The organism is Bradyrhizobium sp. LB14.3, from assembly GCF_040547985.1.
GTDB lineage: Bacteria > Pseudomonadota > Alphaproteobacteria > Rhizobiales > Xanthobacteraceae > Bradyrhizobium.
In genome coordinates this window covers 112,079-137,664 of sequence record NZ_JBEPQT010000018.1, presented here as the reverse complement: position 1 = coordinate 137,664, position 25,586 = coordinate 112,079, and the positions used below count along the sequence as shown (strand labels likewise).

The 25,586-nt window shown below is 64.6% G+C and carries 22 protein-coding genes; 7 read left to right on the top strand and 15 right to left on the bottom strand.

Annotation, left to right across the window (positions count from 1 at the left end):
- Window positions 1-210: 210 nt before the first annotated feature.
- Window positions 211-444 (top strand): DUF2171 domain-containing protein, encoded by a 234-nt coding sequence (locus tag ABIB00_RS27640; RefSeq protein ID WP_279664231.1) that lies wholly within the window; start codon window positions 211-213, stop codon window positions 442-444.
- A 95-nt stretch (window positions 445-539) separates the two neighbouring features.
- The gene (locus ABIB00_RS27635) at window positions 540-2,819 is read left to right on the top strand and encodes a ComEC/Rec2 family competence protein (protein ID WP_354106532.1); all 2,280 of its coding nucleotides are present in this window, start codon (window positions 540-542) and stop codon (window positions 2,817-2,819) included.
- A 138-nt stretch (window positions 2,820-2,957) separates the two neighbouring features.
- Here ABIB00_RS27635 and ABIB00_RS27630 read toward each other — a convergent pair whose 3' ends face one another.
- The 6 genes from ABIB00_RS27630 to ABIB00_RS27605 all read right to left on the bottom strand — a co-directional run bounded on the left by ABIB00_RS27630 (window position 2,958) and on the right by ABIB00_RS27605 (window position 8,233).
- Window positions 2,958-3,392 (bottom strand): hypothetical protein, encoded by a 435-nt coding sequence (locus ABIB00_RS27630; RefSeq protein ID WP_354106531.1) that lies wholly within the window; start codon window positions 3,390-3,392, stop codon window positions 2,958-2,960.
- Window positions 3,393-3,781: 389 nt separating this feature from the next.
- Window positions 3,782-4,483, bottom strand: coding sequence for a transcriptional repressor LexA (gene lexA, locus ABIB00_RS27625; protein ID WP_247349229.1), 702 nt, complete (start codon window positions 4,481-4,483; stop codon window positions 3,782-3,784).
- Between the two features lie 176 nt (window positions 4,484-4,659).
- The gene (locus ABIB00_RS27620; protein ID WP_247349228.1) at window positions 4,660-5,871 is read right to left on the bottom strand and encodes a molybdopterin molybdotransferase MoeA; all 1,212 of its coding nucleotides are present in this window, start codon (window positions 5,869-5,871) and stop codon (window positions 4,660-4,662) included.
- A gap of 225 nt (window positions 5,872-6,096) precedes the next feature.
- Window positions 6,097-6,288, bottom strand: a complete 192-nt coding sequence (locus ABIB00_RS27615) for a hypothetical protein (RefSeq protein ID WP_247349227.1) — start codon at window positions 6,286-6,288, stop codon at window positions 6,097-6,099.
- A gap of 171 nt (window positions 6,289-6,459) precedes the next feature.
- Entirely contained in the window at window positions 6,460-7,086 is a 627-nt protein-coding gene (locus ABIB00_RS27610; protein ID WP_354106530.1) for an HAD family hydrolase, read from the bottom strand.
- Window positions 7,087-7,099: 13 nt separating this feature from the next.
- The gene (locus tag ABIB00_RS27605; RefSeq protein WP_354106529.1) at window positions 7,100-8,233 is read right to left on the bottom strand and encodes an alpha-hydroxy acid oxidase; all 1,134 of its coding nucleotides are present in this window, start codon (window positions 8,231-8,233) and stop codon (window positions 7,100-7,102) included.
- Window positions 8,234-8,529: 296 nt separating this feature from the next.
- Between ABIB00_RS27605 and ABIB00_RS27600 the strand changes: the two genes are divergently transcribed.
- The gene (locus tag ABIB00_RS27600; RefSeq protein ID WP_354106528.1) at window positions 8,530-9,867 is read left to right on the top strand and encodes a S41 family peptidase; all 1,338 of its coding nucleotides are present in this window, start codon (window positions 8,530-8,532) and stop codon (window positions 9,865-9,867) included.
- A 100-nt stretch (window positions 9,868-9,967) separates the two neighbouring features.
- On the opposite strand, the gene ABIB00_RS27595 is transcribed toward ABIB00_RS27600, so the two are convergent.
- The 5 genes from ABIB00_RS27595 to ABIB00_RS27575 form a co-directional block, all read right to left on the bottom strand.
- Window positions 9,968-10,819, bottom strand: a complete 852-nt coding sequence (locus ABIB00_RS27595; RefSeq protein ID WP_354106527.1) for a DMT family transporter — start codon at window positions 10,817-10,819, stop codon at window positions 9,968-9,970.
- Between the two features lie 74 nt (window positions 10,820-10,893).
- Window positions 10,894-11,442, bottom strand: coding sequence for a TetR/AcrR family transcriptional regulator (locus tag ABIB00_RS27590; protein ID WP_354106526.1), 549 nt, complete (start codon window positions 11,440-11,442; stop codon window positions 10,894-10,896).
- A 150-nt stretch (window positions 11,443-11,592) separates the two neighbouring features.
- Window positions 11,593-14,313: a bifunctional diguanylate cyclase/phosphodiesterase gene (locus tag ABIB00_RS27585; RefSeq protein ID WP_354048001.1), complete on the bottom strand. Its 2,721-nt coding sequence runs from the start codon at window positions 14,311-14,313 to the stop codon at window positions 11,593-11,595.
- 179 nt (window positions 14,314-14,492) lie between these two features.
- A complete protein-coding gene (locus tag ABIB00_RS27580; protein WP_354106525.1) occupies window positions 14,493-15,749 on the bottom strand; it encodes an MFS transporter in 1,257 nt (418 codons plus the stop codon).
- Window positions 15,746-17,161 (bottom strand): amidase, encoded by a 1,416-nt coding sequence (locus ABIB00_RS27575; RefSeq protein ID WP_354106524.1) that lies wholly within the window; start codon window positions 17,159-17,161, stop codon window positions 15,746-15,748. Before ABIB00_RS27575 ends, ABIB00_RS27580 begins: the two co-directional genes overlap by 4 nt.
- A 138-nt stretch (window positions 17,162-17,299) precedes the next feature.
- On the opposite strand from ABIB00_RS27575, the gene ABIB00_RS27570 reads away from it, so the two are divergent.
- Window positions 17,300-17,890 (top strand): CGNR zinc finger domain-containing protein, encoded by a 591-nt coding sequence (locus tag ABIB00_RS27570; RefSeq protein WP_354106523.1) that lies wholly within the window; start codon window positions 17,300-17,302, stop codon window positions 17,888-17,890.
- A gap of 11 nt (window positions 17,891-17,901) precedes the next feature.
- Here ABIB00_RS27570 and moaC read toward each other — a convergent pair whose 3' ends face one another.
- Genes moaC through ABIB00_RS27550 form a run of 4 tightly spaced genes read right to left on the bottom strand, consistent with a single transcriptional unit; the run spans window position 17,902 to window position 22,170 of the window.
- A complete protein-coding gene (moaC, locus tag ABIB00_RS27565; protein WP_354106522.1) occupies window positions 17,902-18,414 on the bottom strand; it encodes a cyclic pyranopterin monophosphate synthase MoaC in 513 nt (170 codons plus the stop codon).
- Entirely contained in the window at window positions 18,414-19,232 is an 819-nt protein-coding gene (gene trpC, locus ABIB00_RS27560; RefSeq protein ID WP_354106521.1) for an indole-3-glycerol phosphate synthase TrpC, read from the bottom strand. The genes moaC and trpC overlap by 1 nt, the downstream gene beginning before the upstream one ends.
- 7 nt (window positions 19,233-19,239) lie before the next feature.
- Window positions 19,240-20,253 carry an anthranilate phosphoribosyltransferase gene (gene trpD / locus ABIB00_RS27555; protein ID WP_247349214.1) on the bottom strand — a complete coding sequence of 338 codons (1,014 nt, stop codon included), beginning with the start codon at window positions 20,251-20,253 and terminating at the stop codon, window positions 19,240-19,242.
- Window positions 20,254-20,271: 18 nt separating this feature from the next.
- The gene (locus ABIB00_RS27550) at window positions 20,272-22,170 is read right to left on the bottom strand and encodes a peptidylprolyl isomerase (RefSeq protein WP_354106520.1); all 1,899 of its coding nucleotides are present in this window, start codon (window positions 22,168-22,170) and stop codon (window positions 20,272-20,274) included.
- Window positions 22,171-22,393: 223 nt separating this feature from the next.
- On the opposite strand from ABIB00_RS27550, the gene tpiA reads away from it, so the two are divergent.
- The 3 genes from tpiA (at window position 22,394) to pyrG (ending at window position 25,522) form a co-directional block, all read left to right on the top strand.
- Window positions 22,394-23,152 (top strand): triose-phosphate isomerase, encoded by a 759-nt coding sequence (gene tpiA / locus ABIB00_RS27545; RefSeq protein ID WP_354106519.1) that lies wholly within the window; start codon window positions 22,394-22,396, stop codon window positions 23,150-23,152.
- Window positions 23,153-23,336: 184 nt separating this feature from the next.
- A complete protein-coding gene (gene secG, locus ABIB00_RS27540; RefSeq protein ID WP_247349211.1) occupies window positions 23,337-23,723 on the top strand; it encodes a preprotein translocase subunit SecG in 387 nt (128 codons plus the stop codon).
- A gap of 167 nt (window positions 23,724-23,890) precedes the next feature.
- Entirely contained in the window at window positions 23,891-25,522 is a 1,632-nt protein-coding gene (gene pyrG, locus ABIB00_RS27535) for a CTP synthase (RefSeq protein WP_247349210.1), read from the top strand.
- The last annotated feature ends 64 nt before the right edge of the window (window positions 25,523-25,586 follow it).

Sequence of the window (25,586 nt, the reverse complement as noted above, 5' to 3'; positions counted from 1 at the left end):
CGCAATGCGCGCCGACAAGACCGACCAGAGCTTCACTTCAATGATCTATCTGGCCGCGGCCGCGATAAACTCCAGATGAATCCCAACAGACCCTAAACCGAGGCTGACCCGTCCTGAGATGGAACGGTCGCCCGACCGCGCCGGGCGATTTTGTCTCGAACGAACGGAAAGACCTCTCAGGCGTTGTGTGGGTCCAACAAGGAATCCACCATGCAGAATATCGCAGAGCATATGGAAGTTATCGGCGCCGACGGCGTCCATGTCGGCACCGTCGACCGTGTCGAGGGCAACCGCATCAAGCTGACCAAGAAGGACAGCGGCGAGGGCAGCCACAGGGGTCACCATCACTTCATCGACAAGGGCCTCGTCGCCGATGTCGAGGGCAACAAGGTCCGGCTGTCGGCCAAGGCGGATGTCGCCGTGACGATGGAAGAGGAAAAGTAGCGGCTCGGCCCTTTCGTTCCTGATCCGTACCGCTATCCGCCCACCTGCACGTTCCGGTAGCTTCGGCCTTCGTTGCGTATCGTCAGGTGCAGGGAATGGCGGAGCCGGGCCGGCCGGTACGGTCGCAGGGGATCGCGGGGACTTGGCCCGCGGGCCGCGTTGCGTCCGCGGGCGGCCTTGCGCCTGCGGGTCTCGACCTCTGGACATCGCTGGTCGAGATCCTGCGCGCATGGGTACGCGCCGAGGCTGGCGCCGGGCGGCTGTTGCCGTGGGTGCCCGTGGCTTTCGGCTGCGGCATCGCGCTTTATTTCTCCGCCGATCATGAGCCGGTGCTGTGGGTCGTTGCCACGACCGCCGTCGCGCTCATGCTTGGCGCGGCTCTGTTGCGGCGGAGCCGGCTGTTCGCGCCGGCGATTATGATCGCGGCGGTCGCGGCCGGCTTTACCGTCGCGACCTGGAAGACGGCGCGCATCGCCCACCCGGTGCTGGCAAAGTCGCTCTACTCGGTGTCGTTGTCGGGCTTCGTCGAGGCTCGCGACATCCGCGAGCGCACCGACCGTTTCGTGCTGCGCGTTACCGCGATGGAGGCGCAGCGCAGCGACGTCAGGCTCGAGCGCGTTCGCCTGTCGGTCCGCAAGGGCACCGCGCCGGAGGTCGGCAGCTTCGTGCAGTTGAAGGCGCGGCTGATGCCGCCGCTCGCGCCGGTGCGGCCCGGCAGCTACGACTTTTCGCGTGACATGTTCTTCCAGGGCATCGGAGCCTCCGGTTTTGCAATGGGCGCAATCACGGTGGCGGCGCCGCCTGAGACTGGCGGCTTGCGGCTGCGTTACGCAGCCTTCATGCAAAGCCTGCGCGATGCGATCGACGCGCGCATCCGCGCCACGCTCGACGGCGACAGCCGCGCGATCGCGACTGCGCTGCTCACCGGCCGGCGCGATGCGATCACCACGCCCGTCAACGACGCGATGTTCATCTCCGGCCTCGGTCACGTGCTCTCGATCTCCGGTTATCACATGGCAGTCGTTGCCGGTGTCGTGTTTTTCGCGGTGCGCGCGCTGCTGGCTCTGATCCCGGGACTGGCGGCCGGCTTCGCCATCAAGAAATGGTCGGCGGCCGCGGCACTGGTCGCCGCTGCGTTCTACCTGCTGCTGTCGGGCGCGGAGGTCGCAACGCAAAGATCGTTCTTCATGACTGCAGTGGTGCTGATCGCGGTGATGGTCGATCGCCGCGCCATCACCTTCCGCACGCTGGCGGTGGCCGCCCTGATCGTGCTGGCAGTCGCGCCGGAGGCGCTGGTGCATCCGAGTTTTCAGATGTCGTTCGCCGCGACGCTCGGGCTGGTGGCGCTGGTGCAGATCGGCATGCCGAACCTGTTCGCATCGCCCGATCATTCGGCGACAGCGCGCGTTGCGATGTGGGGCGGGCGCGAGATCGCGATGCTGTTCATGGCTTCGCTGATCGCGGGACTTGCGACCACGCCCTATGCCGCTTTCCACTTCCACCGCGTCACCCCGTTCGGCGTGCTCGCCAATCTCGGTGCGATGCCGGTGGTCTCGGCGCTGGTGATGCCGGCGGGGCTGCTCGGGCTGCTTGCGGCTCCCTTCGGGCTCGATAGCGTGTTCTGGTGGCTGATGGGGATCGGCATCGACTGGATGGTCGTGGTCTCGCGCTGGGTCGCGGCATTGCCGGGCGCGATCGGCCGCATCCCGGCTTTCGGCATCGCGCCGCTGATCGCGGCGAGCCTGGGGATCATCGTGCTGGGCCTGTTGCGCACGCCGCTGCGCTGGTCCGGCGTACTGGTGCTGCTGGTCGCGATTCTCTGGGGGCTGTCGGTGCGGCAGCCCGACATCCTGATTGCCGGGGATGGCCAGAGCGTCGCGGTGCGGGGCAAGGACGGACATCTTCACCTGATCAAGACGAGCAAGGATAGCTTTTTGCTCAAGGAGTGGTTGGCTGCCGACGCCGATCCGCGCGATGCCGCCAGCACCTCGCTGGCGGCCGGCGTGTCTTGCGATGAATCCGGCTGCGTGACGCCGCTCGCCGATGGGCGGCTGGTCGCGCTGGCACTGCGCATCGACGCGCTGGCGGACGATTGCAACCGCGCCGCGCTGGTGGTGACGGCACGTCCCGCGCCGCCCGATTGCGCCGCGATGGTGGTCGATCGACGGCGGCTCGCGAGCCAGAGCGCGCTGGCGCTGACGCAGCGTGGTGACGGCTTTGCAGTTCAGGCGGTGAGGGAAAGAGGCACGAGCCGTCCCTGGTTGCCGGCCGGCGCAGGCGAAGGTGATTTCGACGGCAGTCTTGCGCCGAAAAAGATCCCGCCACGCAGCAAGGACGCAACGCCGGCGGAAATCGATTTGCAAGCCGACGATTAATTGGATCGTGCGGAGAGATGCAGTGGGCTGGTGCATCCGATCGGATTCGCTGGACGCAAACCACACCACCTCGCCGGCCACGGCCGGCGATTGCAAATCAATCCTGGCCTCCGATCCCGTGGCCGGAGGGCGACCGTGTCAGCCGATCGGCAGGCGCGTGATGGTCGGCTGCCTGTCGGCCATGATCTGCGGCTTGTGCTCGCGCTCGCCGGCCGGCAGCGTCACCGGCAGTTGCAGCACGGTCGCGCGCTGTCCTTCGACAAGCTGGGTCACCAGCACGTATTTGCCGTCGGGGAATTCGATCGCGTCATGATGGCGGTCGGGAATGTGCGGATCGATCTTGCCGAACTTGCCGACACGGGAATTGATCGTGCGTGTCCAGATCCAGCGATTATCGTAGCGGATGTTGTCGGCGAAGGCGAGCTCCGTTCCCGGCAGCAGGCAGACGGCCACAGTCGGATCGGCTGCGGACGCAAAACCACGCGTCGAGGTGCCGCGGAAGGTTGTCGTGACGACCGTCTCGCCGACTTCGGCGGGGCGCGACGCGATGGCATGCAGGCTGTAGTCACACATCGGGTGCTCCTCATGCTGGGATAGCAACCGGCGTCTCTTATCGAGGCGCAGGCCCCTATCAGAGTGGAAACACACAAGCCTCTGCTTGGTTATGGGCAAATCTGCGGCTGGTTTCCGCACGCCGCGATCACATTATCTTTCCCGAATCGGCGAGGAACAAAGCCTGCTCCTGGGCATTTCGGTCGCGCACGTCAGCGGCCGGAGATGCCCTTGCGCATGACGTCTCCTCAAACCGGAACGCCGCGAAGCCTCTGGGATGCTTGGTGCGGCGTGTCGAGGATGGGCCGCCGGAGAAGCGGCCGGATAATCTGTGCAGAACCAGGATGACTATCCAGCCGGAGCGGGCAATCCGTCCACTCCAATTGGTATTGCGTGACTGCCGTACGGGCTCAGTACTTTCGGTACAGCCCGATCAGCTTGCCCTGAATTTTTACCCGGTTCGGCGGCAGGATGCGCACCTCATAGGCGCCGTTGGCGGGCTCGAGCGCGATCGATGCGCCGCGGCGGCGGAAGCGCTTGAGGGTTGCTTCCTCGTCGTCGATCAGCGCCACCACGATGTCGCCGGTATCGGCGCTCTCGTTGCGCTGGATCAGCGCCATGTCGCCGTCGAGGATGCCGGCCTCGACCATGGAATCGCCGCGCACTTCGAGCGCGTAGTGCTCGCCCGAGCCAAGCATGTCAGGCGGTACGCTGATAGTGTGGCTACGGGTCTGCAACGCCTCGATCGGTGTGCCGGCCGCAATCCGGCCCATCACCGGCACCGCGACCGGACGTTCACCATCGTCCGCGGGCAGGCTGGAGCTCGCACGTACCTTGCCGAGATTGCCCTCAATGACGCTCGGCGTGAAGCCGCGGCGGCTGCCGGCGGCGGCCTGGAGCTCGGGCAATTTGATGACCTCGATCGCACGGGCGCGGTTGGGCAGGCGTCGGATGAAGCCGCGCTCCTCGAGCGCCGTGATCAGGCGATGGATGCCCGACTTCGAGCGCAGGTCGAGCGCATCCTTCATCTCGTCGAAGGAGGGCGGCACGCCGCTTTCCTTCAGACGTTCATTGATGAACCGCAGAAGCTCGTATTGTTTGCGCGTTAACATCTCGACCAAAGTCTCCCGGTTGATGTCGTTCGATTCCGAGACGCTGAATTCAGCAATAAGCTGCTACACGCTCGAAACAAATCATGAACGGACACTATATGTTCGATATGTGTTCCGCAACTGCTTAATTTACCGTGAACAGAGCGAAGTTCGCGGAACATGCGTTGTCGGGGCGCTCACACGGGGAGCCGCAACACCTCGCAAGGTGTGCCTGCTTCGGCTTTCGGCGCGAACGGTGCGCGCACGAGAAGTACCTGTGCCGCAGCGAGATTCGCAAGCAGCGAAGAGTCCTGATGGTTGACGGGAAGGGCAACGCGCGTGCCGTCGTCGCGCTCCTCCAGATGCGCGCGCAGATAGTCTTCCCGCTGGTCGTTGGCGCCGACGTCGCGGCCGAGCACGGCGCGCTCGCGGCGATGGTGAATCACTGAACGGCCCGAGAGAGCGCGAATCAGCGGCACCAAGAACAGGAAAGCGCAGACGTAGGACGACACGGGATTGCCCGGCAGGCCGATCACCTCCATCGCGCCGAGCCGCCCGTGCATCATCGGCTTGCCCGGCCGCATCGCGATCTTCCAGAACGCCATCGTTATGCCTTCGTCCCTCAGCGCCTGCTGGACCAGATCGTGGTCGCCGACCGATGCGCCGCCGGTCGTGATCAGGATGTCGGCTCCGCTCTCGCGGGCGCGTCGAATGCCGACGGTGGTGGCCTCCAGCGTGTCGGTGGCAATACCGAGGTCGATGGTCTCGGCGCCCTCGCTGCGAGCGAGAGCGTGCAGGGCGTAGCCGTTGGAATAGACGATCTGGCCGTGACCGGGCGTGGTGCCCGGCATCACCAGCTCGTCGCCGGTGGCGAGGATCGCGACCTTCGGACGTCGGCAAACGGAGAGGTGCGGGTGATTCATCCCGGCCGCAAGCGCGAGGTCGCGCTCGGTGAGACGGCTTCCCTTGCGCAGGAGCACGTCGCCGTCGCGGAAATCGACACCGGCGGGCCGGATGTGCCGTCCGGCGATCGCGGCTTCCTTGATCGTGATGCGCTTGCCGTCGGCGACCGTGTCCTCCTGGATCACGACGGCGTCGGCGCCGTAGGGAACGACGCCGCCGGTGAAGATCCGCACGGCCTCGCCGGCGCCGACTGTTCCCGCGAACGGCCGACCTGCCGCGACCTCGCCGATGACGGTGAGCTTCGAATCGATCGTCGCGGCATCGGCCGCACGCACCGCGTAGCCATCCATCGCCGACATCGCCTGTGGCGGCTGCGTGCGCCGGGCCGCGGCGTCGCGCGCGAGCACGCGATGGTAGGCTTCGTCGATGGCAACCATCTCTTCGGGCAGCGGCTCTGCACCCGCCAGCACCGCGGCAAGCGCGTCAGAAACCGGCATCAAGGCCACGGCGAAAACTCCTGCTCGGCACGTTCGGGCGAATGTTCCGCAAGTCTTCTAGCGGAGCGCGGGCGCAGAGGCAAAAACAGCTGAGCGGGGACAGTCATCCCGCTGCTTCACATTGTTCTGGAAGGCAAGATCAAGCCCGTCGCGGCATGATCCGAGGAACGAGACAGATCGGCAGGAGAGTGACCATGGCAGGGACGAGATGACGACCGCCCCGGCCAGCACCGATCAGGTCGCTGTCTGCTCGGGACTTACGTCGGGCGCCTTCGGCCCCTGATCCTTGTCGGGAAGCGGATCGGCCTGGGATTTCAGGTCGGCGGCCTTGCTCACGAGCTTGGCGGAAAGGGCCGAGTCTGAGGTTGTCCTGGCGAATTCAAGAAGAAGAGAGGCCTGCTTGGTGAGGTAGGTCTTGCCCAACACGATGATGCATCCGTCCGTAGAAGTCCCAACGGACTCAAGAGTCCGGAGGGTGGCATTCCGTTCCCGGAACTCTGTCTAAAAATGCACAAAGTGTTTTGGTTCCTCGTCCCCGGGGTGAAATTGTTCCGGATCGGCAGGTCGGCTTGCCTGGCAATGTGCTGGGGCGGGCGGTCAAATCCCCAGCGCCTTGAGGGCGATCCCGACGTCACGCGGCGAGATCACATGCACCGCCGTCATGCCGCGCGCCCGCGCGCCTTTGATGTTCTCGGCAAGATCGTCGAAGAACACGATACGCTCGGCGGGCACGCCGATCGCAGCAATGACGTGGTCGAAGGCCTCCGCATTCGGTTTGCGCAGGCCGATGCTGGACGACAAATACAGCTCGCGGAAATGGCGGAGGACGTCGGCATATTCCTTCGAGAAATAGTCCACGTGCGGCCGGTTGGTATTGGAGAAGACGTAGAGCGGCATCTGCTTCGCTGCCCGCGGCAACAGCTCGGCGATATCAGGCATTTCGCCGGTGAAGATCGCGTTCCAGCCTTCCAGGAACTGCGCGTCCGAAATGCCGATTCCGAGCGAATCTCGCAACGAGGCGAAATAGTCCTCGTCACTGAGCTTGCCCACCTCGTGCAGCCGATAGGCTTCGCTGTCCCGCACGTAGCGCGCGACGATGGCATCGGGCTCGCAGCCAGCATGTCCCGCCCAGCAGGCGATCGCCTTGGAGAAATCGATATCGAGCACCACGCGGCCGAGATCGAACAGAAGCGCATCCGCGCTGCCGGGAGAGAGCGATGTCATAGCGTCCTTTCACTCAGTATCGATATGGCTCGTGGTCGAACAGCGGAAACGCGCTGAACACGCTCGGCGCGTTGGTTGCGGTCGCTGCATGGAGGCAGGATTTGTCGACCTCGGCGAACGAAGTCGCACCCAGCAAGCCGAGGCAACGCAGCACTTCGTCCTCGAGCAGCTCCAGCATGCGCGCCACGCCGGCTTCGCCGGCCGCCGCCAGTGCCCAGCATTGCAGCCGGCCGATGCCGACGAGGTCGGCGCCCGCCGCGATCGCCTTGACGATGTCGGTGCCGCGACAGACACCGCCATCGACCATGATTTTGGCGCGGCCCTTCACGGCATCGACGATCTCGGGCAGCACGTGCATGGCGCCGCGACCGTGATCGAGCTGACGGCCGCCATGGTTGGAAACGTAGATCCACTCGACGCCGTGATCGATCGCGATCAGCGCGTCCTCTGGCGTCGCGATGCCCTTGAGGATCAGCGGGATCTTGAACTTGTCCTTGATCATCTTCACCGTCCGCCACTCCAGGCCCTTCTGGAAATCGCCGCCGGTGGCGCGCAGGCGGCTCTCGCGAACGTACCGCTTGGCGATGTCACGCTCGCGACGGCTGTAATGGGCGGTATCGACGGTCAGGCAGAAGGCGGCATAAGCGTTCTTCTCGGCCCGGCTGACAACGTCGGCGACGAAGGCATCGTCGCCGCGCACATAGAGCTGGTAGAGGCGCAGCGCGCCAGGTGCGGCCTCGGCGGTCTTCTCGAGGCCGGGCTCGGACACCGAACTCAGCATGTGCGCCGCACCGAAAGTGCCGCAGGCGCGTGCCACGCTCGCCGCGCCATCCGGATCGAAGATTTCGAGCGCGCCGACGGGGGCGAGCACCACCGGCAGGCGCATCTTGCGGCCGAATTGCTCGACCGAGCCGACGACCTTGCTGACATCGCGCAGCACGCGCGGGCGGAAGGCGATTTCGTCCAGCGCCATGCGGTTGCGACGCATCGTGGTCTCGGTCTCGGCGGCGCCGACGATGTAGTCCCAGGCGTTCTGGTTCAGGTTGGCACGCGCCTTGCGGATGAATTCGTGCAGGTTCTGGAACGGCTCGGCGCTGGCGCCGAGTTCGACGTTCCTCTCCGGCCGGGTGCGGGGCGCGTCATTCATTGTTGTCCTCCCGAGAATTTGAACTCTTATTGTCATCGCCTATCGTGTCCGGCCCTCCAAAACCATCCTAAAATCGCATAGCTGCGAGGCGTGGGCCGGCGGACCGATTCCCGTCTTGCGCGAAACGGTTTCGGAACGTTGCCAAAAGTTTAGGCTCGGGCGAAGGGATTTTTTACGGTCTAGCCGCCGGCGTGGTATCTCGGCCTTGAAGAAACCAGAATGGTATTGTGAACAGCGGGCTGGATCGCCATTTGCATGGCGCCGCCGAAGCCCAAAGCAAAAAGGCCTGTCTATCCATGCGGAAAACCCTGCTGTTCCCCTTGGGCGCGCTCACCGGAGCGTGTCTGACCCTTTTGGTAGCCAGTCCGCACGGCGGCGTATGGGCAGCACGGGCGGCAGCGAGCGCGAATGACGCCTATTCCCAGCTCAATTTGTTCGGCGAAGTATTCGAGCGGGTGAAGGCGAGCTATGTCGAGAAACCCGACAATGCCAAGCTGATCGAAGGCGCGATCACCGGCATGGTGACCGCGCTCGATCCGCATTCGCGCTACATGAACGACAAGGCCTGGACCGAGATGCAGGAGACCACCTCCGGCGAGTTCGGCGGGCTCGGCATCGAGGTCACGATGGAGGAGGGCCTCGTCAAGGTCGTCTCGCCGATCGACGACACGCCGGCGTCCAAGGCCGGCATCATGTCGGGCGACCTCATCAGCAAGATCGACGGCGATGCCGTGCAGGGCATGACACTCGAGCAGGCCGTCAACAAGATGAAGGGCCCGGTCGACACCCAGACAAAGCTCACGATCGTGCGCAAGGGGGCCGACGCCCCGCTCGACGTCGCGATCAAGCGCGAGATCATCCATGTACGCCCCGTCCGCTTCCACGTCGAGAACGGCGATATCGGCTATATCCGCGTCTCCTCGTTCAACGAGCAGACCACCGACGGCCTGAAGAAGGCAATCGCGTCGATCTCCAAGGACATCCCGCAGGAGAAGCTCGTGGGCTACGTGATGGACCTGCGCAACAATCCGGGCGGATTGCTCGACCAGGCCGTGTCGGTGTCGAGCGCGTTTCTGCAGCGCGGCGAGGTCGTCTCGACCCGCGGCCGCAATGCGGAAGAGACTCAGCGCTTTACCGCGCACGGCGGCGACCTCACCAAGGGCAAGCCGCTCGTGGTTCTGGTCAACGGCGGCTCGGCTTCGGCCTCCGAGATCGTGGCCGGCGCGCTGCATGACCACAAGCGCGCGACCATCATCGGCACGCGCTCGTTCGGCAAAGGCTCGGTGCAGACCATCATTCCGCTCGGTGCCCGCAATGGTGCGCTGGCGCTGACCACGGCGCGCTACTACACGCCGTCGGGCCGCTCGATTCAGGCCCAGGGCATCGCGCCCGACATCGAGATCCTCCAGGACGTGCCGCCTGAGCTGAAGGGCCGGATGGACACCATGGCGGAGTCCCAGATGCGCGGCCATCTTCAGGCGGCCGATGGCACGGAGCAGACCGGATCACAGTCCTATGTTCCGCCGGAAGAGAAGGACGACAAGGCGCTACATACGGCCTATGACTTCCTGCACGGCCAAACCGCGAATGCTGTCGCGGCCAAGCCTGCGCCGAAGGCTGCGGTGCCGAACTAAGTCTCGCGATTCCAGACATCGATCGCCCGGGAGTGGATGACCGCTCCCGGGCGAATTCGTTTGGGACGCTGCAACGACGCGACCTCCAGGTTCACATCGGTCAAGCGCTCGGTCTCAACTGCGTCATGGCAACGCCGGACATCGCGAGCAGCCCGCCGATGATCAACTTTGAGGTCATGTGTTCGCCAAGAAACAACACGCTCGACATCAGGGCGAACACCGGAAGTAGCAGACCGAAAGGGGCGACGCGACCCATCGAGCAACGCCCGATCAGCCAGAACCAGAGTCCAAACCCGACAATTCCTCCGATGAAAATCGTGTAGGCGAGTGCCAGCCAACCATGTCCATCCGCCGTGACAAGGCTCGCGAGTTGTCCGTGTTCAAGGAGCAACGACATCAACATGACCTGCGGCACCGTGAGCAGCGAGGACCACCCCATCAACATCAGGGGATCAAAAGGGCCGTAGCGCTTCGTCAAGACGTTGGACATGGCGAATGCGAAGGCTGCCCCGACCACGAGCAGCAGGGGAAGCGCGTTTGCCGACAGGCCGGGCTCCGCCGCCAATACGACCACGCCGACAAATGCAAGCACCACTCCGGCGGACGTGGTGAGAGACGGCCTCTCCGCGAGCAGCGGCCACGCCAACAGGACGGTGAAGGGCGGCGCGAGTTGATATGCGACGGCCGACATGCTTCCCGAGCCGAGCCCAAGGCCAACATAGAAGAGCCCGAAGTTCAGCCCACCGAGGAAAATCGAAATAGCTACGATGGGGCCGAACTGTGCACGCGTGGGCCGTTTGACGAACGGAACGAGCAACAGCGCGATGGCCAGGAAGCGCAGTGCGAGGAAGAAGAGAGGCGGAAACTCCGTAACGCCTACCTTGATGGCGACGAACTGATAACCCCAGAGCAAGGGGACGGCCACCGCACAGACGATCTGGATGGCAGACATGGCATTCTTCCTTTCAAGACCGATCAGTCTAGATATCGACGCGCCAATAGCGGAGGCGTCCATGGGTTGTTTACCTAAATGGGTTGTTTCCTAATGAAGCGGTCGAGAAGAGCGTCAACGGCGGCTTGCGACGTGATCCGTGTCGGTGCCGTTTTGGCGACCACGCGTAGCCCCCAAAGGAAACAGACGAGAATTCGGGCGGCACTGGAAGGCTCGACGCCATCGGCCAATTTGCCCGCCGCCTTGGCGCGGGACAGGGCATCAGCCAGCTTGGCCTCCATGGCCTTGAAAAAGCTCCCGATGCGGCGATCAACTTCAGCGTCACGGCCGGCCAGTTCCATGGCCGTGGCCACCAGCAGGCATCCGCGCCGACCATTGGCACCGCTCGTTCGCTCAACGTAGCCGGCAAGGTAGGCCCGCAGGCCGTCGACCGGCTCTCTGCGGGGGTCGAGTTCGACGTCCATCCGCGTCACGGCATCGGCGACGTAGCGATCAAGTGAACGCAAGAACAGCGAGTGCTTGTCCCCGAAAGCGGCGTAGAGGCTGCCACGCGATAGCTTCGTCGCTCGAAGCAGGTCTGGTAGCGCCGTGGCGTGATAGCCGCGCGACCAGAACACGCCCATCGCCTGTTCGACAGCGGCTTCCGTGTCGAAACTTCGGGGACGGCCACGGGGCAACTGCACTGGGCTTTGGCGGCGCATCTCCGATATATAGACCAAATGGTCTTGAATTCCAAGCGGTCGCTCGCGCCAATTGGCTGTCCGTCGATGTTTCTAGCCCGCTTCGCGGCGTCGGCTCTCGTTTCCACCGCGCTGGGCGAGCCGGCTGCGATGGAGCGCGAACAGCTCCAGCACCTTGTCGGCAGGCTTCGCGGCGCTGAACAGATAGCCTTGCATCTCGGAGCAGCCGAGCGCGCGAAGCAGCCGCTGCTGCTCCTCGGTCTCGACGCCCTCGGCCGTGGTGGTCATGCGGCGAGCGGCCGCGAGATTGACGACGGCCTGCACGATGCTGGCGGAGCCGTCGGGGCCGGCGATGTCGTTGACGAAGCAGCGGTCGATCTTGATCTTGTCGAACGGGAAGCGGTGCAGATAGCTCAGGGAGGAGTAGCCGGTACCGAAATCGTCGAGCGCGATGCGCACGCCGATGGCGCGGAGTTGATGCAGGATCGCGAGCGCGGTGTCGTCGTCGCGGATCAGCACCGCCTCGGTGATCTCGAGCTCGAGCCGGCTCGCCGGCAAATTGGAGGCAGCGAGCGCCGCCATGATCTTCAGCGCCAGCGTGCCGCTCTTGAACTGCACCGGTGAGACGTTGACGGCGAGGCGGATGTCGTCGGGCCAGTTGGCGGCGTCCCGGCAGGCGGTCGCCAGCACCCATTCCCCGATCTCGTTGATCAGGCCGGTGTCCTCGGCGATCGGGATGAACTCGGCCGGCGAGACCATGCCGCGCTCGGGATGACGCCAGCGCACCAGCGCCTCGCAGCCAGTGATGCGGTCGTCCTTCAGGCTGAGGCAGGGCTGGTAATAGACATCGAGGCCGCCATGGGCGATGGCGTGGCGCAGATCGATCTCGAGCTGCCGCCGCTCGTGGACCTTGGCGTCCATCTCCGGCTCGAAAAAGCGATAGGTGCGGCGTCCGGCGGCTTTGGCGGCGTACATCGCCATGTCCGCGTTCTTCAGGATCTGGTCGAGCGCCGTTCCGTGGTCGGGTGCCAGTGCGATGCCGATGCTGGCGTCGGTGGCAAGATGATGGCCCATGCAGTCAAACGGCGCGCGGATGGCCTCGAACAGCCGCGCGACGAGCTCGTTGACCTGATCCAGCGACGTCACCGCGCTCTGTACGATGGCGAATTCGTCGCCGCCAAGCCGCGCCACGAAGTCCGCCGGGCCTGCGCACCGGCGGAGGCTCTGCGCGACCGACTTCAGGAGTTCGTCGCCGACGAGATGCCCGAGCGCGTCGTTGACGCCCTTGAACTCGTCGATGTCGATATAGTGCACCGCGAGTTGTTCGCCCGCGGCGACGAGAGCCAGTTCCTCGCGCAGATGCTCGTGGAACAGGGTGCGGTTGGGCAGGTCGGTCAGCGCGTCGTAATGAGCGAGATGGGTGATGCGCTCCTCGATGCGCCGGCGCTCCGTGATGTCCTCGTGTGTCGCCACCCAGCCGCCGTCCGTGAGCGGTTCGTTGACGATCTGGATCGAGCGACCGTCGGAGGTGTCGACCACCATCGAATTGCGCATATGGATGTCGCGCAGGACCCGTGCGATATACGGGTCCACATCGCCGGTGAAAGAGCCGGTGGCGCTGCGGTGCGCAATGATGTCGTGGAAGCTACAGCCGGGTCTCACGATTTCGGCAGACAGCCCGTACATCTCTATGTAGCGCTGATTGCAGATCACGAGCTGCTGCGAGGCGTCGAACAGCAGCAGGCCCTGGGTCATGTTGTTGACGGCGCGGTCAAGACGCTGCTTTTCCAGCGTCAGCCGTTCCCGCGAAAGGCGGTGCTGCTCAAGGAGCTTGCGCACGATCGCGATCAGGACGCCCGCGATGGCGAGCGCGGAAGAGGCGGCGACCGAGATCAGGATGCCGATCTGCTCGCGCCAGTCCATCAGTGCCGCCGCGCGCGTCGTGGTAGCCATCATCAGGATCGGGAAGTGGGGCAGGGCACGCGAGGAGATCAGCCGGTCCTCGCCGTCGACGGGACTCATGAAGCGGCCGGCGAAGTGATCGAGCCCGAAGACCCTCTGGTGCTCGAACGGACCGTTCTTGAAATTTCGTCCCATCAATTCGCCGGAATGGGGATATCGGGCCAGCAGCGTGCCGTCCCGATGCAGCATCGAGATCCTCGCGCCTTCGCCGAGCACGACGGTCTCGAAGAATTTTTCGAAGCCTGCCGGCTCGATGCCGCGTCCGACCACACCCATGAATTCGCCGTTCGGTCCGACGATCTTGCGCACGATGAGGATGGTCCAGGCTCCGGAGATGCGACTGTGCAGTGGCTCGATCAGGACGTCGGGAGCATTGGGATCATATCGAAAGGTCCGGAAATAGGCGCGATCGGCGACGTTCAATTTCGGGACTGGCCATGCCGTCGACGAATTGATCAAATTGCCTTCGGCATCGATGATGTTGACGCCGCCCATGTAGGGCAGTGCCTCGATCTTCGAGCGCAGCATCCGGTGGATGTCCTGGCCGGAGAGGCGTTTGCGATAGTCCGCTGCACTGGTGATGCCGGTGGCGCGAACGTGGTCGACGAAATCCTGCTGGATGACGGCGAAATCCTGCAATTGCTGGTCGAAATGATGGGCCAGCATCAGCACGGTGTTTTCCAGCTCGCGGCCGGAATTGCGAAGCGCACGTTCGCGGAAATTCTGCGCCATCAGCGTCGCGCCGACAGCGATCGCCGCGATCAGCAACATGCCGCCCACCACCAGCCAGCGGATCGGTCCGCTGCGGACGAAGGCATGGTCAAAAAGGCGGCTGCCGAATCTCGTCATCATGATCGATCGTTGTCATGCACACGCCAGGGTCAATTCGCGGCCCCGGAAACATCCGTTGGTTTACGGGAACGGGGTGGAGGCGAAGTTAGGAAGGTGGGTTAATGCGCCGTGAATGGACACGCACAAATACGATCGATGCGCGAAGCCGGGAGGCGTGCAGAACATCAAGTTCGGATCGATCAGCTCTTCATTGCGTTGATCGTCCGCGTGCTGCGGCGCCCCAGGATCGCCACAACGATCAGCGCCGCGACGATGTTCGCGGCGGCGCTGATCAGGATCGGCAGCGCGTAGCTGTGGCTCGCATCATAGGCGAAGCCGGCAGCGCTCGGGCCGACCAGCGTCCCGAAGGCAACGCTGGTGTAGAGAACGCCGATGATGCCGCTGACGTTGAGTCCGCCGAAATAGTCCATCACGACCGCTGGTAGCACCGCGACCCAGCCGCCGTAGAACACGCCGTAGATGAAGGCGAAGGCGGCGAGGGCCCAGACATCAGCGGCAATGGCCCAGATCGCCATCGCGAACGCCATTCCGATCAGGACCATGATCAGAGAGCGGTCGCGGCCCATCCGGTCGGCGACCGCGCCGAGGAAGAAGCGGCCCGCGGTGCTGCCGGCCCCGATCACGCCGAGCAGCAGCACGGCAGAGGACGCCGCGACCCCGTGGTCGCGCGCGTAAGGCACGAGATGAACGAATGGAACGAAGGCGCCGAACGAGCAGACCAGACACGATACATAAAGGGCGATAAACCGCGTCGACCGGACGGCCTCGCGCACCGAGGCGCCGCCGGCGTTGTTTGCGTCCGCCGAATCGCAAGGCGGATCGCCGTCGGGTCGGAGGCCGCGGTTCTTCGGATCGTTCTCGATGAGCAGCGACATCCCGCCGCCTAGCACCAGCGCGATCGCGCCCAGCACCAGATAAGCGCCGCGCCAGCCCGTCGATGCGATCAGCAATGAGGCGAGCGGCGGAATCGCCAGCGTACCGAGCCCGATGCCGCTCACCGCGAGCCCAGAGGCAAAGCCGCGGCGCTTGACGAACCAGCGTTGGACCGCGCCGATTGCTGGAACATAGGCGCAGCCGACGCCGAGGCCGACGCCGAGCCCGTAGGCGAGATAGACCTCCACGAGGGAACGTGCAGCGCTCGCGGCCGCTAGTCCAACCGCCATCAGGATCATGCCCGCGACGGCCAGTGGACGCGAACCGAGCCGGTCGGCGAGGGGGCCGCTGACGAGTCCGAGGGCGAAGTACAGAAAGCCCGCAATCGAGAACACCAGCGAGATTGAACCGCGGGAGGCGCCGAAATCGCGCTGGAGCGGCTCGAGAAATGCGCTGAATGTGTAGACAGAACCAAAGCCGACGAACATGACGGCAAATGCCCCCGCGACGACGAACCAGCCGTGGAAGATGCTTCGCCCAGCGGGCTTGAATGGAATGGTCAATGCTGCCTCCGCGAGGTGGGGGAAGGATGGCGACGATGCCAGGACGTGACACGCTGGAACGTTGCGCCAGCGCGAACCAGCGTGGCCTCGTCGAGATGGGCGGCGACTAGCTGGAACGCGATCGGCAGTCCGTCCGCCGATGCACCACCTGGTAGCGTGATCGTGGGATGACCGGTCATGTCGAACGCGCAGGTGTAGCGCTGCAGCTTCGCAATCAGATCCGGCTGCTCGCCGAGCGTCCGGATCATGGTCAGCGTCAACGGCGCGAAAGGATGTACCGGGATCAGCAGCAGGTCGATGGTCTCGAACAGCGCAGTCACCTGGCCGCGCAGTGCCAGCCGCCGCAGCAGGATCTTCTGATAATCGAGACCGGAGAGCGCGCGACCAGCCTCGAGCAGCGAGGCGAGGATCGGACCATACTCGTTCTTGCGGGCGGGATAGGTCGCCTCGTGCGCGACCGCTGCTTCCACCGCGCAATTAGGGGTCCAGTCGGTGATCGCCTGTCTTACGTCGGGAAATCTGACGTTGACGGTGTAGGCGCCAAGCGCGCGGAAAGCATCAATGGCATCCGCCAACACGTGTTGTGTCGCAACGTCCACGTCCTCGCTGTTCCAGGCAGCGTCGACGCCGATCCGCAAGCCCCGCACGTCCTGTGCGGCCGCGGCAAGATAGTCCGGCACCGGATTGAGCAGCGACGTCGGGTCGTTCGGGTCGTGTCCGGCGATGACCCCAAGCAGCACGCCGGCATCGACAGCGCTGCGGCCGATTGGTCCGATATGGTCGAGCGTCGCGGCCAGCTCGAACGTGCCGTGGCGGCTGACGCGGCCCCAGCTCGGTTTCAGCCCGGTCAGGCCGTTGGCGGCGGAGGGCCAGCGGATCGAGCCGCCGGTGTCGGAGCCGAGCGAGCCGAAGCAAAGTCCGACGGCCGTCGCAACCGCCGAGCCGCTGGATGAAATACCCGGCCAGTAATCCGGATTCCATGGATTTCGCGGTGGCGTCGCCAACGGATGGTGATCGGAATAGGCGCCCTCGGTGAGCTGCAACTTGCCGAGCACCACGGCGCCTGCATCCCTGAGCCTGCGCGCGACGGTCGCATCTTCACCGGGACGAAAATCGCGATGAAGCGTAGTGCCGGTCGCCGTCGGAATGCCCTTGGTCCAAAACAGATCCTTCAGCGCAATCGGTACGCCATGCAGCGGGCCCCGGTACTGGCCATTTGCGATTTCGGCATCCGCGGCTTTCGCCTCGTCGATAGCCGTTTCCGCCATCACGTGAACGTAGCTGCCGAGTTCACGGTCCAGGGCGTCGATACGGTCGAGTTGCGCGCGCGTCACATCCAGCGCGGAGATTTCGCGCGCCTTGAGGCGTGCAGCAAGCTCGGTGAGTTCGAGATAGTGCAGGGCTTCGGCCACGGCGTTCTCCATTTTTTGTCATCGCAATGACGCTCGGTCTCAACGAGTAATCGACACCGGTATAGATAAAATACAGGTGTCTATTGCTGTCAACCGGTAAATATGTTTTACTGGTGTTTTAGTTCCTGTGGTGTCCTGATGTCGAAAGAGTCACGCAAATTCCAGGTTCCCGACGCGCTGGCGAACGTCTACGATTTCGCCAACACGCTCGATGTTCGCCACTTCACGCATTTCGGTGTGGAGCACCCGCAGAGCGACGAAATTGCCGGGATGAAGCAGATCGCGGACTGGATGCAGGAGCGCGTCCTCGGCGGCGGCGGACGCATCACGCCCGCGATGTTCGCTACCGCGCTGCGGCTGCGCGAAGCGCTACGCGCCTATCTGCAATGCGACCCAGCCGAGCGGCGCCGGAACAAGGAGGTTCTCGGCGCGCTCGGTGACGCGCTCGCGGCGTTTCCGTTGCGGGTGGAGGCGCGGGTTGGCTGCGGCGCAGTATTATCGGCGATGCGCGCGGATGCGCTCGCCGGCCTGTCGACTATCGCTATCGAGCTGCACAACGCAACGCTTGTGGGAACGCTGGACCGGCTGAAGATGTGCGCCTCGGAGGAATGCCGCCGGGTGTTCTTCGACCGGTCGAAACCATCGACGCGGCGGTGGTGCATGTCGACGCTGTGCGGCAATCGGATGAAGACGCGCGCCTATCGCGAGCGGCAACGCGAGGCGAAATAGATCAGCGGCAATCAGGCGCGGTAATGGCCGGACTTGCCGCCGAGCTTCTCGACCAGGTGGATGCCCTCGATGCGCACGCCGCGCTCGACCGCCTTGATCATGTCGTAGATGGTGAGGCAGGCGACCGACACGGCGGTGAGCGCCTCCATCTCGACGCCGGTCGGGCCCGTGACCTTCACGCTGGCGCGGACGAGGCAACCCGGCAGCTTTGCGTCGGGCTCGATGTCGACCGTCACCTTTGACAGCGCGAGCGGATGGCAGAGCGGGATCAGCTCCGAAGTGCGCTTGGCGGCCATGATGCCGGCGATGCGGGCGGTGCCGAGCACGTCGCCCTTCTTGGCGTTGCCGGAGACGATCAGGTCGAGCGTCGCCTTGGTCATGACGACGCGTCCTTCCGCGACCGCGAGCCGCTCGCTCGCGGGCTTGTCGGACACGTCAACCATCCGCGCCTCGCCGGAGGCGCCGATATGGGTGAGGGCGGGGCCGGTCTTCGTCGGTTTGGCCTTTGCGGGCTTACGCGCCATCAGCGCGTGCCTGTGGCGCGCGCGGTCTCGCGTGCGAGCAGCGTGCGCGTCGCAGCGGTGACGTCGGCTTGGCGCATCAGGCTCTCGCCGACCAGGAAGGTCGAGATGCCGACGCGCGCGAGCCGGGCGAGATCGGCGGGCGTGAAGATGCCGCTCTCGCCGACCATCAGCCGGTCGCCGGGGATCAGCGGCGCCAGGGTCTCGCTGGTCGCTAACGTGGTCTCGAAGGTACGCAGATTGCGGTTGTTGACGCCGATCATCGGCGAACGCAGTTTTAGCGCGCGGTCCAACTCGGCGCGGTCGTGAATCTCGATCAGCACGTCCATGCCGTAGGCGAGGGTGGCGTCCTCGATGTCCTTTGCCGCGGCATCATCGAGCGCCGCCATGATGATCAGAATACAGTCGGCGCCGTGCGCGCGGGCCTCCGCCACCTGATAGGTGTCGAACATGAAATCCTTGCGCAGCACCGGCAGTGAAGTTGCCGCGCGCGCGGCCACCATGAAGTCGAGATGGCCCTGGAACGAGGGCGTGTCCGTCAGCACCGACAGGCAGGCGGCGCCGCCGGCCTCATAGGCCCTGGCGAGCAGCGGCGGATCGAAATCGGCGCGGATCAGGCCCTTTGACGGCGAGGCCTTCTTGACCTCCGCGATCAGCGCGTAGTCGCCGCTGGCGTGCTTGGCTTTGATTGCTCGCACGAAGCCGCGCGGTGCTGCTTGCGCCTTGGCTTGCGCCTCCACAGCCGACAGCGGCTGCGCGCACTTGGCGGCTGCGATTTCCTCGCGCTTGTAGGCTTCGATCTTGGTCAGGATGTCCGACATGTCAGGCTCAGCCGTTCGAGACCGCGATCAAATGTTTCAGCCGCGCGCTCGCCGCGCCGCTGTCGAGCGATTTTGCGCCGATCGCGACGCCTTCCTTGAGGTCCCTGGCACGCCCGGCCACGACCAATGCGGCAGCCGCGTTGATCAACGCGACATCACGGTAGGGGCTCGGCTTGCCGTCGAGCACGCTTTGGAGCGCGATCGCATTGGCGTCGGCGTCGCCGCCTTTGAGTGCACCGGCCTCGCAGCGCGGCAGGCCGGCGTCTTCCGGCGTCACCTCGAAATTCCGGATCTCGCCATTGTGTAGCGCGGAGACGAAGGTCGGGCCGGTGAGGGTAATTTCGTCGAGGCCATCGGAGCCGTGCACGACCCAGGCGGATTCGGAGCCGAGGTTCTTGAGCACTTGCGCCAGCGGTTGCACCCATTGCCTGGAGAACACGCCAACCATCTGCCGCTTCACGCCGGCCGGATTGGACAAGGGGCCGAGCAGATTGAAGATCGTGCGTGTCGCGAGCTCCACCCGGGTCGGGCCGACGTTCTTCATGGCGGGATGATGGGCGGGGGCGAACATGAAGCCGATGCCGCATTCGCGCACGCAGCGGCTGACCTGATCCGGCCTCAGATCGATCTTCACCCCGAGCGATGCCAGCACGTCGGCGGCGCCCGAGCGCGACGACAGCGCGCGGTTGCCGTGCTTGGCCACCGGCAGACCTGTGCCCGAAACGACGAAGGAGGCGCAGGTCGAGACATTGACCGAGCCGGAGCCGTCGCCGCCAGTGCCGACGATGTCGACGGCGTCCGCGGGCGCGTCGACCGTGAGCATCTTGGAACGCATCGCCGAGACCGCGCCGGTGATCTCGTCCACGGTCTCGCCGCGTACCCGCAGCGCCATCAGGAGGCCGCCCATTTGCGAGGGCGTAGCCTCGCCGGACATCATGGCGTCGAAGGCGGAAGCCGCTTCATCACGCGACAGGCTGGCGCCGGTCGCCACTTTTCCAATGATCGATTTCAGGTCGTCCATCGCGTGCTTTCAACTGCTCTACTGGTTCGCGCCCGTCACCTGCGCGAAGGCGGCCTGATTAATGGTGGTGCCGATGTCGGTTTCGAGCCTGTTGACGTAGGAAGCGATCTGCTCCTCGGTCTGCGCGCGGTCGAGGCTGTCCTTCAGCTTCTTGACCGCGTCGGAGGCGGAGTCGACCGTGGGATCGATGATGTCGGTGACGCGGAACACGATCACTTCGGTGCCGCCGGTCACCGGCGTCTGCCCGACGCCGTCCTTGGCGGTGCGGAAGGCGGCCGCCACGACGGCTGCGGGCACGCTGGCGGGCGAGTCATCGCGCTTGAAGCCGGTGGCGGTCTCGACCTTGGCGCCGATCGCGGCTGCTTCGTCGGCGAGCTTGCCGCCGGATTCGAGCTTCTGCACCATCTCGGTCGCCTTGGCCTTCAGCTTGGTCGCGATCTGGTCCTGCCGCCAGCGCGCCTCGACCTGGTCGCGAACCTCGTCGAGATTGCGGTCGCGCGAGGGCGTGATGGCAACCACGTCGTACCAGACATAGCCGCCCTTGAACGAGATCGAGTCATTGTCGACACCGACATCGGTGTTGAAGGCCTGCGACACCACGTCGAGGCCCTGTGGGATGTTGGAGACCGGCTGGCCGTTCGGGGTGCGGCCGGAACGGTCGACGGCGTCGATGGTCACGGCGGTGAGGCCGAGCTTCTGCGCCGCGTCGATCACGCTGGCACCTCCGCCGCGCTCGTCTTCCATCTTGTCGCGGAGATCGGCGACCTTGACGCGCGCACGTTCGGTGGCGATCTCGCGCTTGATGTCGACGGCGACGCTCGCATAGTTCGCCTCATTGCCCGGCTCGATCTTGTCGACCTTGACGATCGACGTGCCGAGACGGCCCTGGATCGGCTGGCTGATTTCACCGGCGGGAAGCGCGAAGACGGCGTCTCCAACCGCGGGATCGAGCGTGGATTTGGTCACGAGCCCGAGATCGACGTCGGATGCGCTCAGTCCGCGCTCCTTGCCGAGGTCCTCGAACGACGTCCCGCTGGTGAGCCGCTCGCGTGCGGCCTGCGCCTCGGCGGCATTGGGGAATACGATCTGTTGGATCTGGCGCTTCTCAGGCGTGCCGAGCCGGTCCTTGCGCTGGTCGAACACTTTCTTGGCGTCCTCGTCCGACACCTCGCTCCACTTGCCGATCTCCTCCGGCGAGACCACGACGAACGCGATCTTGCGATATTCGGGCGCGCGGAACTGGACCTTGTGATCCTCGAAATAGGCGGCGAGCGCCTCGGGCGAGGGCGCGTCGATAGTGCCTGCCTGGGCTGCGTCGAGCCTGACGAATTCAATGGCGCGCTGCTCGTTCTGGAAGCGCGTCAGCACGTCGAGCATCGTCTTTGGCGGCTCGAGGCCGGCACCAATCGTACCGGTGATCTGCCGGCGCAGCGAGACCTTGCGCTGCTCGGAGACGTAGCGCTGCTCGGTATAGCCGACATTGCGGATCACGGCCTGGAAGCGGTTCGGATCGAAGCTGCCGCCGACGCCCTTGAAGTTCGGGTCGTTCATGATGACCTGGCGGATCTGGTCGTCGGACTGGCCGAGCCCGAGCCGACGCGCCTCTTCGTCGAGGGCGGCTTCCGCGATCGTCTGCTGGAGCACCTGACGGTCGAGGCCGAAGGCGCGCGCCTGCTCAGGCGACAGCGGACGGCCGAACTGGCGGCTGATCTGTTGCAGGCGGTCGGTATAGGTCTGGCGGAACTCGTTCAGCGAAATCTCGGTGCCGCCGACCTTGGCCACCGTGGATTGGCCGAAGCCCTTGAAGATGTCGGCGATGCCCCAAACGCCGAAACTGATGATCAACACGCCCATCACGATGGCCATAATGGTCTTGCCGAGCCAGTTTGATGAGGCCTTGCGCATTCCTCGAAGCATTTGGTCCAACTTGTTTGGCAGGAGGGGAACGGGAGCGCGTCTTAATGCAGATTCCGCAAAAGCGCGTCACCAAATTGATAGATCATCATAAAGTGGCGGCTTTCCCCCCGCAACCTCAGGTCCAGCATGCTTTCGATCCCTGCGGTTAAAAGCCCCTGGTCTCTGGAACTGCCACGGGACCTCTGCTAGCGCATGCGCAAACCTCATTTTGCTGGAAATTGACATGACCGACGCCATTCGACCGCTGATCGCCGGCAACTGGAAAATGAACGGGCTGAAGGGCTCGACTGCCGAATTCGACGCCATGCTTAATGGTGCGGCAGAGGTGGCCGGCAAGGCTGATCTGCTGGTTTGCCCGCCGGCGACCCTGATCGCAGCCTTTGCCGAGAAGGCGCGCGGCAAGAAGGTCGCAGTCGGGGCCCAGGATTGCCATCCCAAGGCGTCCGGCGCCCATACCGGCGACATCGCCGCCGAAATGCTGGTGGATGCGGGCGCGACCGCCATCATTGTCGGCCATTCCGAGCGCCGCGCCGACCACGGTGAGGGCGATGCCCTGATCCGGCAGAAGGCCGAGGCTGTCTGGCGCGCGGGGGTGACGGCGATCGTCTGCATCGGCGAGACGCAGGGCCAGCGCGATGCCGGCCAGACCCTGGACATCCTGCGCGGCCAGCTCAACGGCTCGCTGCCCGACGGCTCCACCGCCGCCAATCTGGTCGTGGCCTATGAGCCGGTCTGGGCGATCGGCACCGGCCTGACCCCAACGGCCCAGGATGTCGAGCAGATTCATGGCTTTATTCGGGAATTCCTGACCTCCAGGTTCAGAGCCGACGGCGCTAAAATGCGCATCCTCTATGGCGGCTCGGTCAAGCCCTCGAATGCGGCCGAGCTGATGGCGGTGAAGAACGTCAATGGCGCGCTGGTCGGCGGGGCCAGCCTGAAGGCGGCCGATTTCCTTGCGATCGCCCAAGGCTGTCCCAATTAAAGGCTGTCCCAATTAAAGGCTGTTCCAACTAAGGGCTGCCCCTGGCTAATTCCAAACCTTAGGACCCGGCCGATCGGGGGTGGCAATGCCCCTTCCGATCGTGTAACACCGCGCAACTTCAGGAAAACCCGCGAAGCACGATCGGCCGCCTCTCGGCGCTGTCGGCTTGTGACGGAAGGACACTATGCAGACCGTTGTCATCGTCATTCACCTCATGATCGTCAGCGTCATGATCGGCGCCGTGCTGCTCCAGAAGTCGGAAGGCGGCGGCCTCGGCATGGGAGGTGGCGCAGGCTTCATGTCGAGCCGCGGCACCGCGAACCTCCTGTCGCGGACCACCGCGATCTTGGCCGCAGGCTTCTTCCTGACCAGCCTGTTCCTGTCCTGGCACGCGGGCTACGACCGTGCGCCTTCGTCGATCATCGGTACACCGGCGTCGCAGAGCCAGCCGGCCGGCGGCGGGCCGATCGCGCCGCCGACCTCGGGCGGTATCCTGGATTCGCTGAAGAAGGCGGATGAGCAGCAGCAGGCTCCGGCACCGAGCGGCCCGCAGGTACCGCGTTCGCAATAAAGCAGGGGGGCCATGCAGGGCGGCTTCTACCGTCCTGCATCAACAATCCCCATCAAGGCTCTGTCACCACTCTTAGTTTTTGGCTCGCCCACAGGCCCGCAGAATCTTTGGGGCGGAATACGAATCGCTTTGGCGAATCGAATTCGAGGGATTAGAGGTTAAGCCCCATGGCGCGGTACATATTCATCACCGGCGGCGTGGTTTCTTCGCTCGGCAAAGGTCTGGCTTCAGCGGCACTCGGTGCCCTGTTGCAAGCCCGAGGCTACAAGGTCCGCCTCCGCAAGCTCGACCCCTATCTCAATCTCGATCCCGGAACGATGTCGCCGTATCAGCACGGCGAAGTGTTCGTGACCGATGACGGCGCGGAAACCGATCTCGATCTCGGTCACTATGAGCGCTTCACCGGACGGCCTGCGACCAAGGCCGACAACATCACGACCGGGCGCATCTACCAGGACATCATCACCAAGGAGCGCCGCGGCGATTATCTCGGCGCGACCATCCAGGTGGTTCCGCATGTCACCAACGCCATCAAGGACTTCGTCCTCCACGGCAACGACGATTACGACTTTGTGCTGGTCGAGATCGGCGGCACCGTCGGCGACATCGAGGGCCTGCCGTTCTTCGAGGCGATCCGCCAGCTCAAGAACGAACTGCCGCGCGATCACGCCATCTACATTCATCTGACGCTGCTGCCTTACATTCCGAGCGCCGGTGAGTTGAAGACGAAGCCGACGCAGCACTCAGTCAAGGAGTTGCGCTCGATCGGCATCCAGCCGGACATCCTGCTCTGCCGTACCGATCGCGAGATCCCGAAGGAGGAGCGGCGCAAGCTCGGGCTGTTCTGTAACGTGCGCGAGAGCGCCGTCATCGAGGCGCGCGACGCCGACAGCATCTACGCCGTCCCTCAGGCCTATCATGCCGCAGGCCTCGACGACGAAGTGCTCGCCGCCTTCGGCATCGGCTCGCGGATTCCGCCGGAGCTGCGGAGCTGGCAGCAGATCAACGAGCGCATCCGCAATCCCGAAGGCGACGTCACCATCGCCATCGTCGGCAAATATACCGGCATGAAAGATGCCTATAAGTCGCTGATCGAGGCGCTCTCGCATGGCGGCATCGCCAACAAGGTGAAGGTCAATCTCGACTGGATCGAGAGCGAGATCTTCGAGAAGGAAGATCCGGCGCCGTTCCTCGAACACGTCAACGGCATTCTGGTGCCCGGCGGCTTCGGCCAGCGCGGCGCCGAAGGCAAGATCCGTGCGGCGCAGTTCGCGCGCGAGCGCCGCGTGCCCTATTTCGGCATCTGCTTCGGCATGCAGATGGCGGTGATCGAGGCCGCACGAAACCTCGTCGGCATCGAGGACGCCAACTCCACCGAGTTCGGCCCGACCAAGGAGCCGCTCGTCGGCCTGATGACGGAATGGCTGCGCGGCAACGAGCTCGAGAAGCGTTCCAACGCCGGCGATCTCGGCGGCACGATGCGGCTCGGGGCCTATCCGGCCGCGCTCAACCGCGGCAGCCGGGTCTCGCAGGTCTATGACGGCGCGACCGAGATTTCCGAGCGCCACCGCCACCGCTACGAGGTCAACACCGCCTACAAGGACCGCCTCGAGCAGCACGGGCTGAAATTCTCCGGCCTGTCGCCCGATGGCATCTTGCCGGAGATTGTCGAATACGAGGATCACCCCTGGTTCATCGGCGTCCAGTTCCACCCCGAGCTGAAGTCGCGGCCGTTCGAGCCGCATCCTCTCTTCGCCTCCTTCATCCAGGCGGCGATGGTGCAGTCGCGTCTCGTCTAGCAACTGTCATGCGGAACGATTGACCCGTTCTCGCCCGGAATGCCAACGGCTAGTCTTGGGTTCA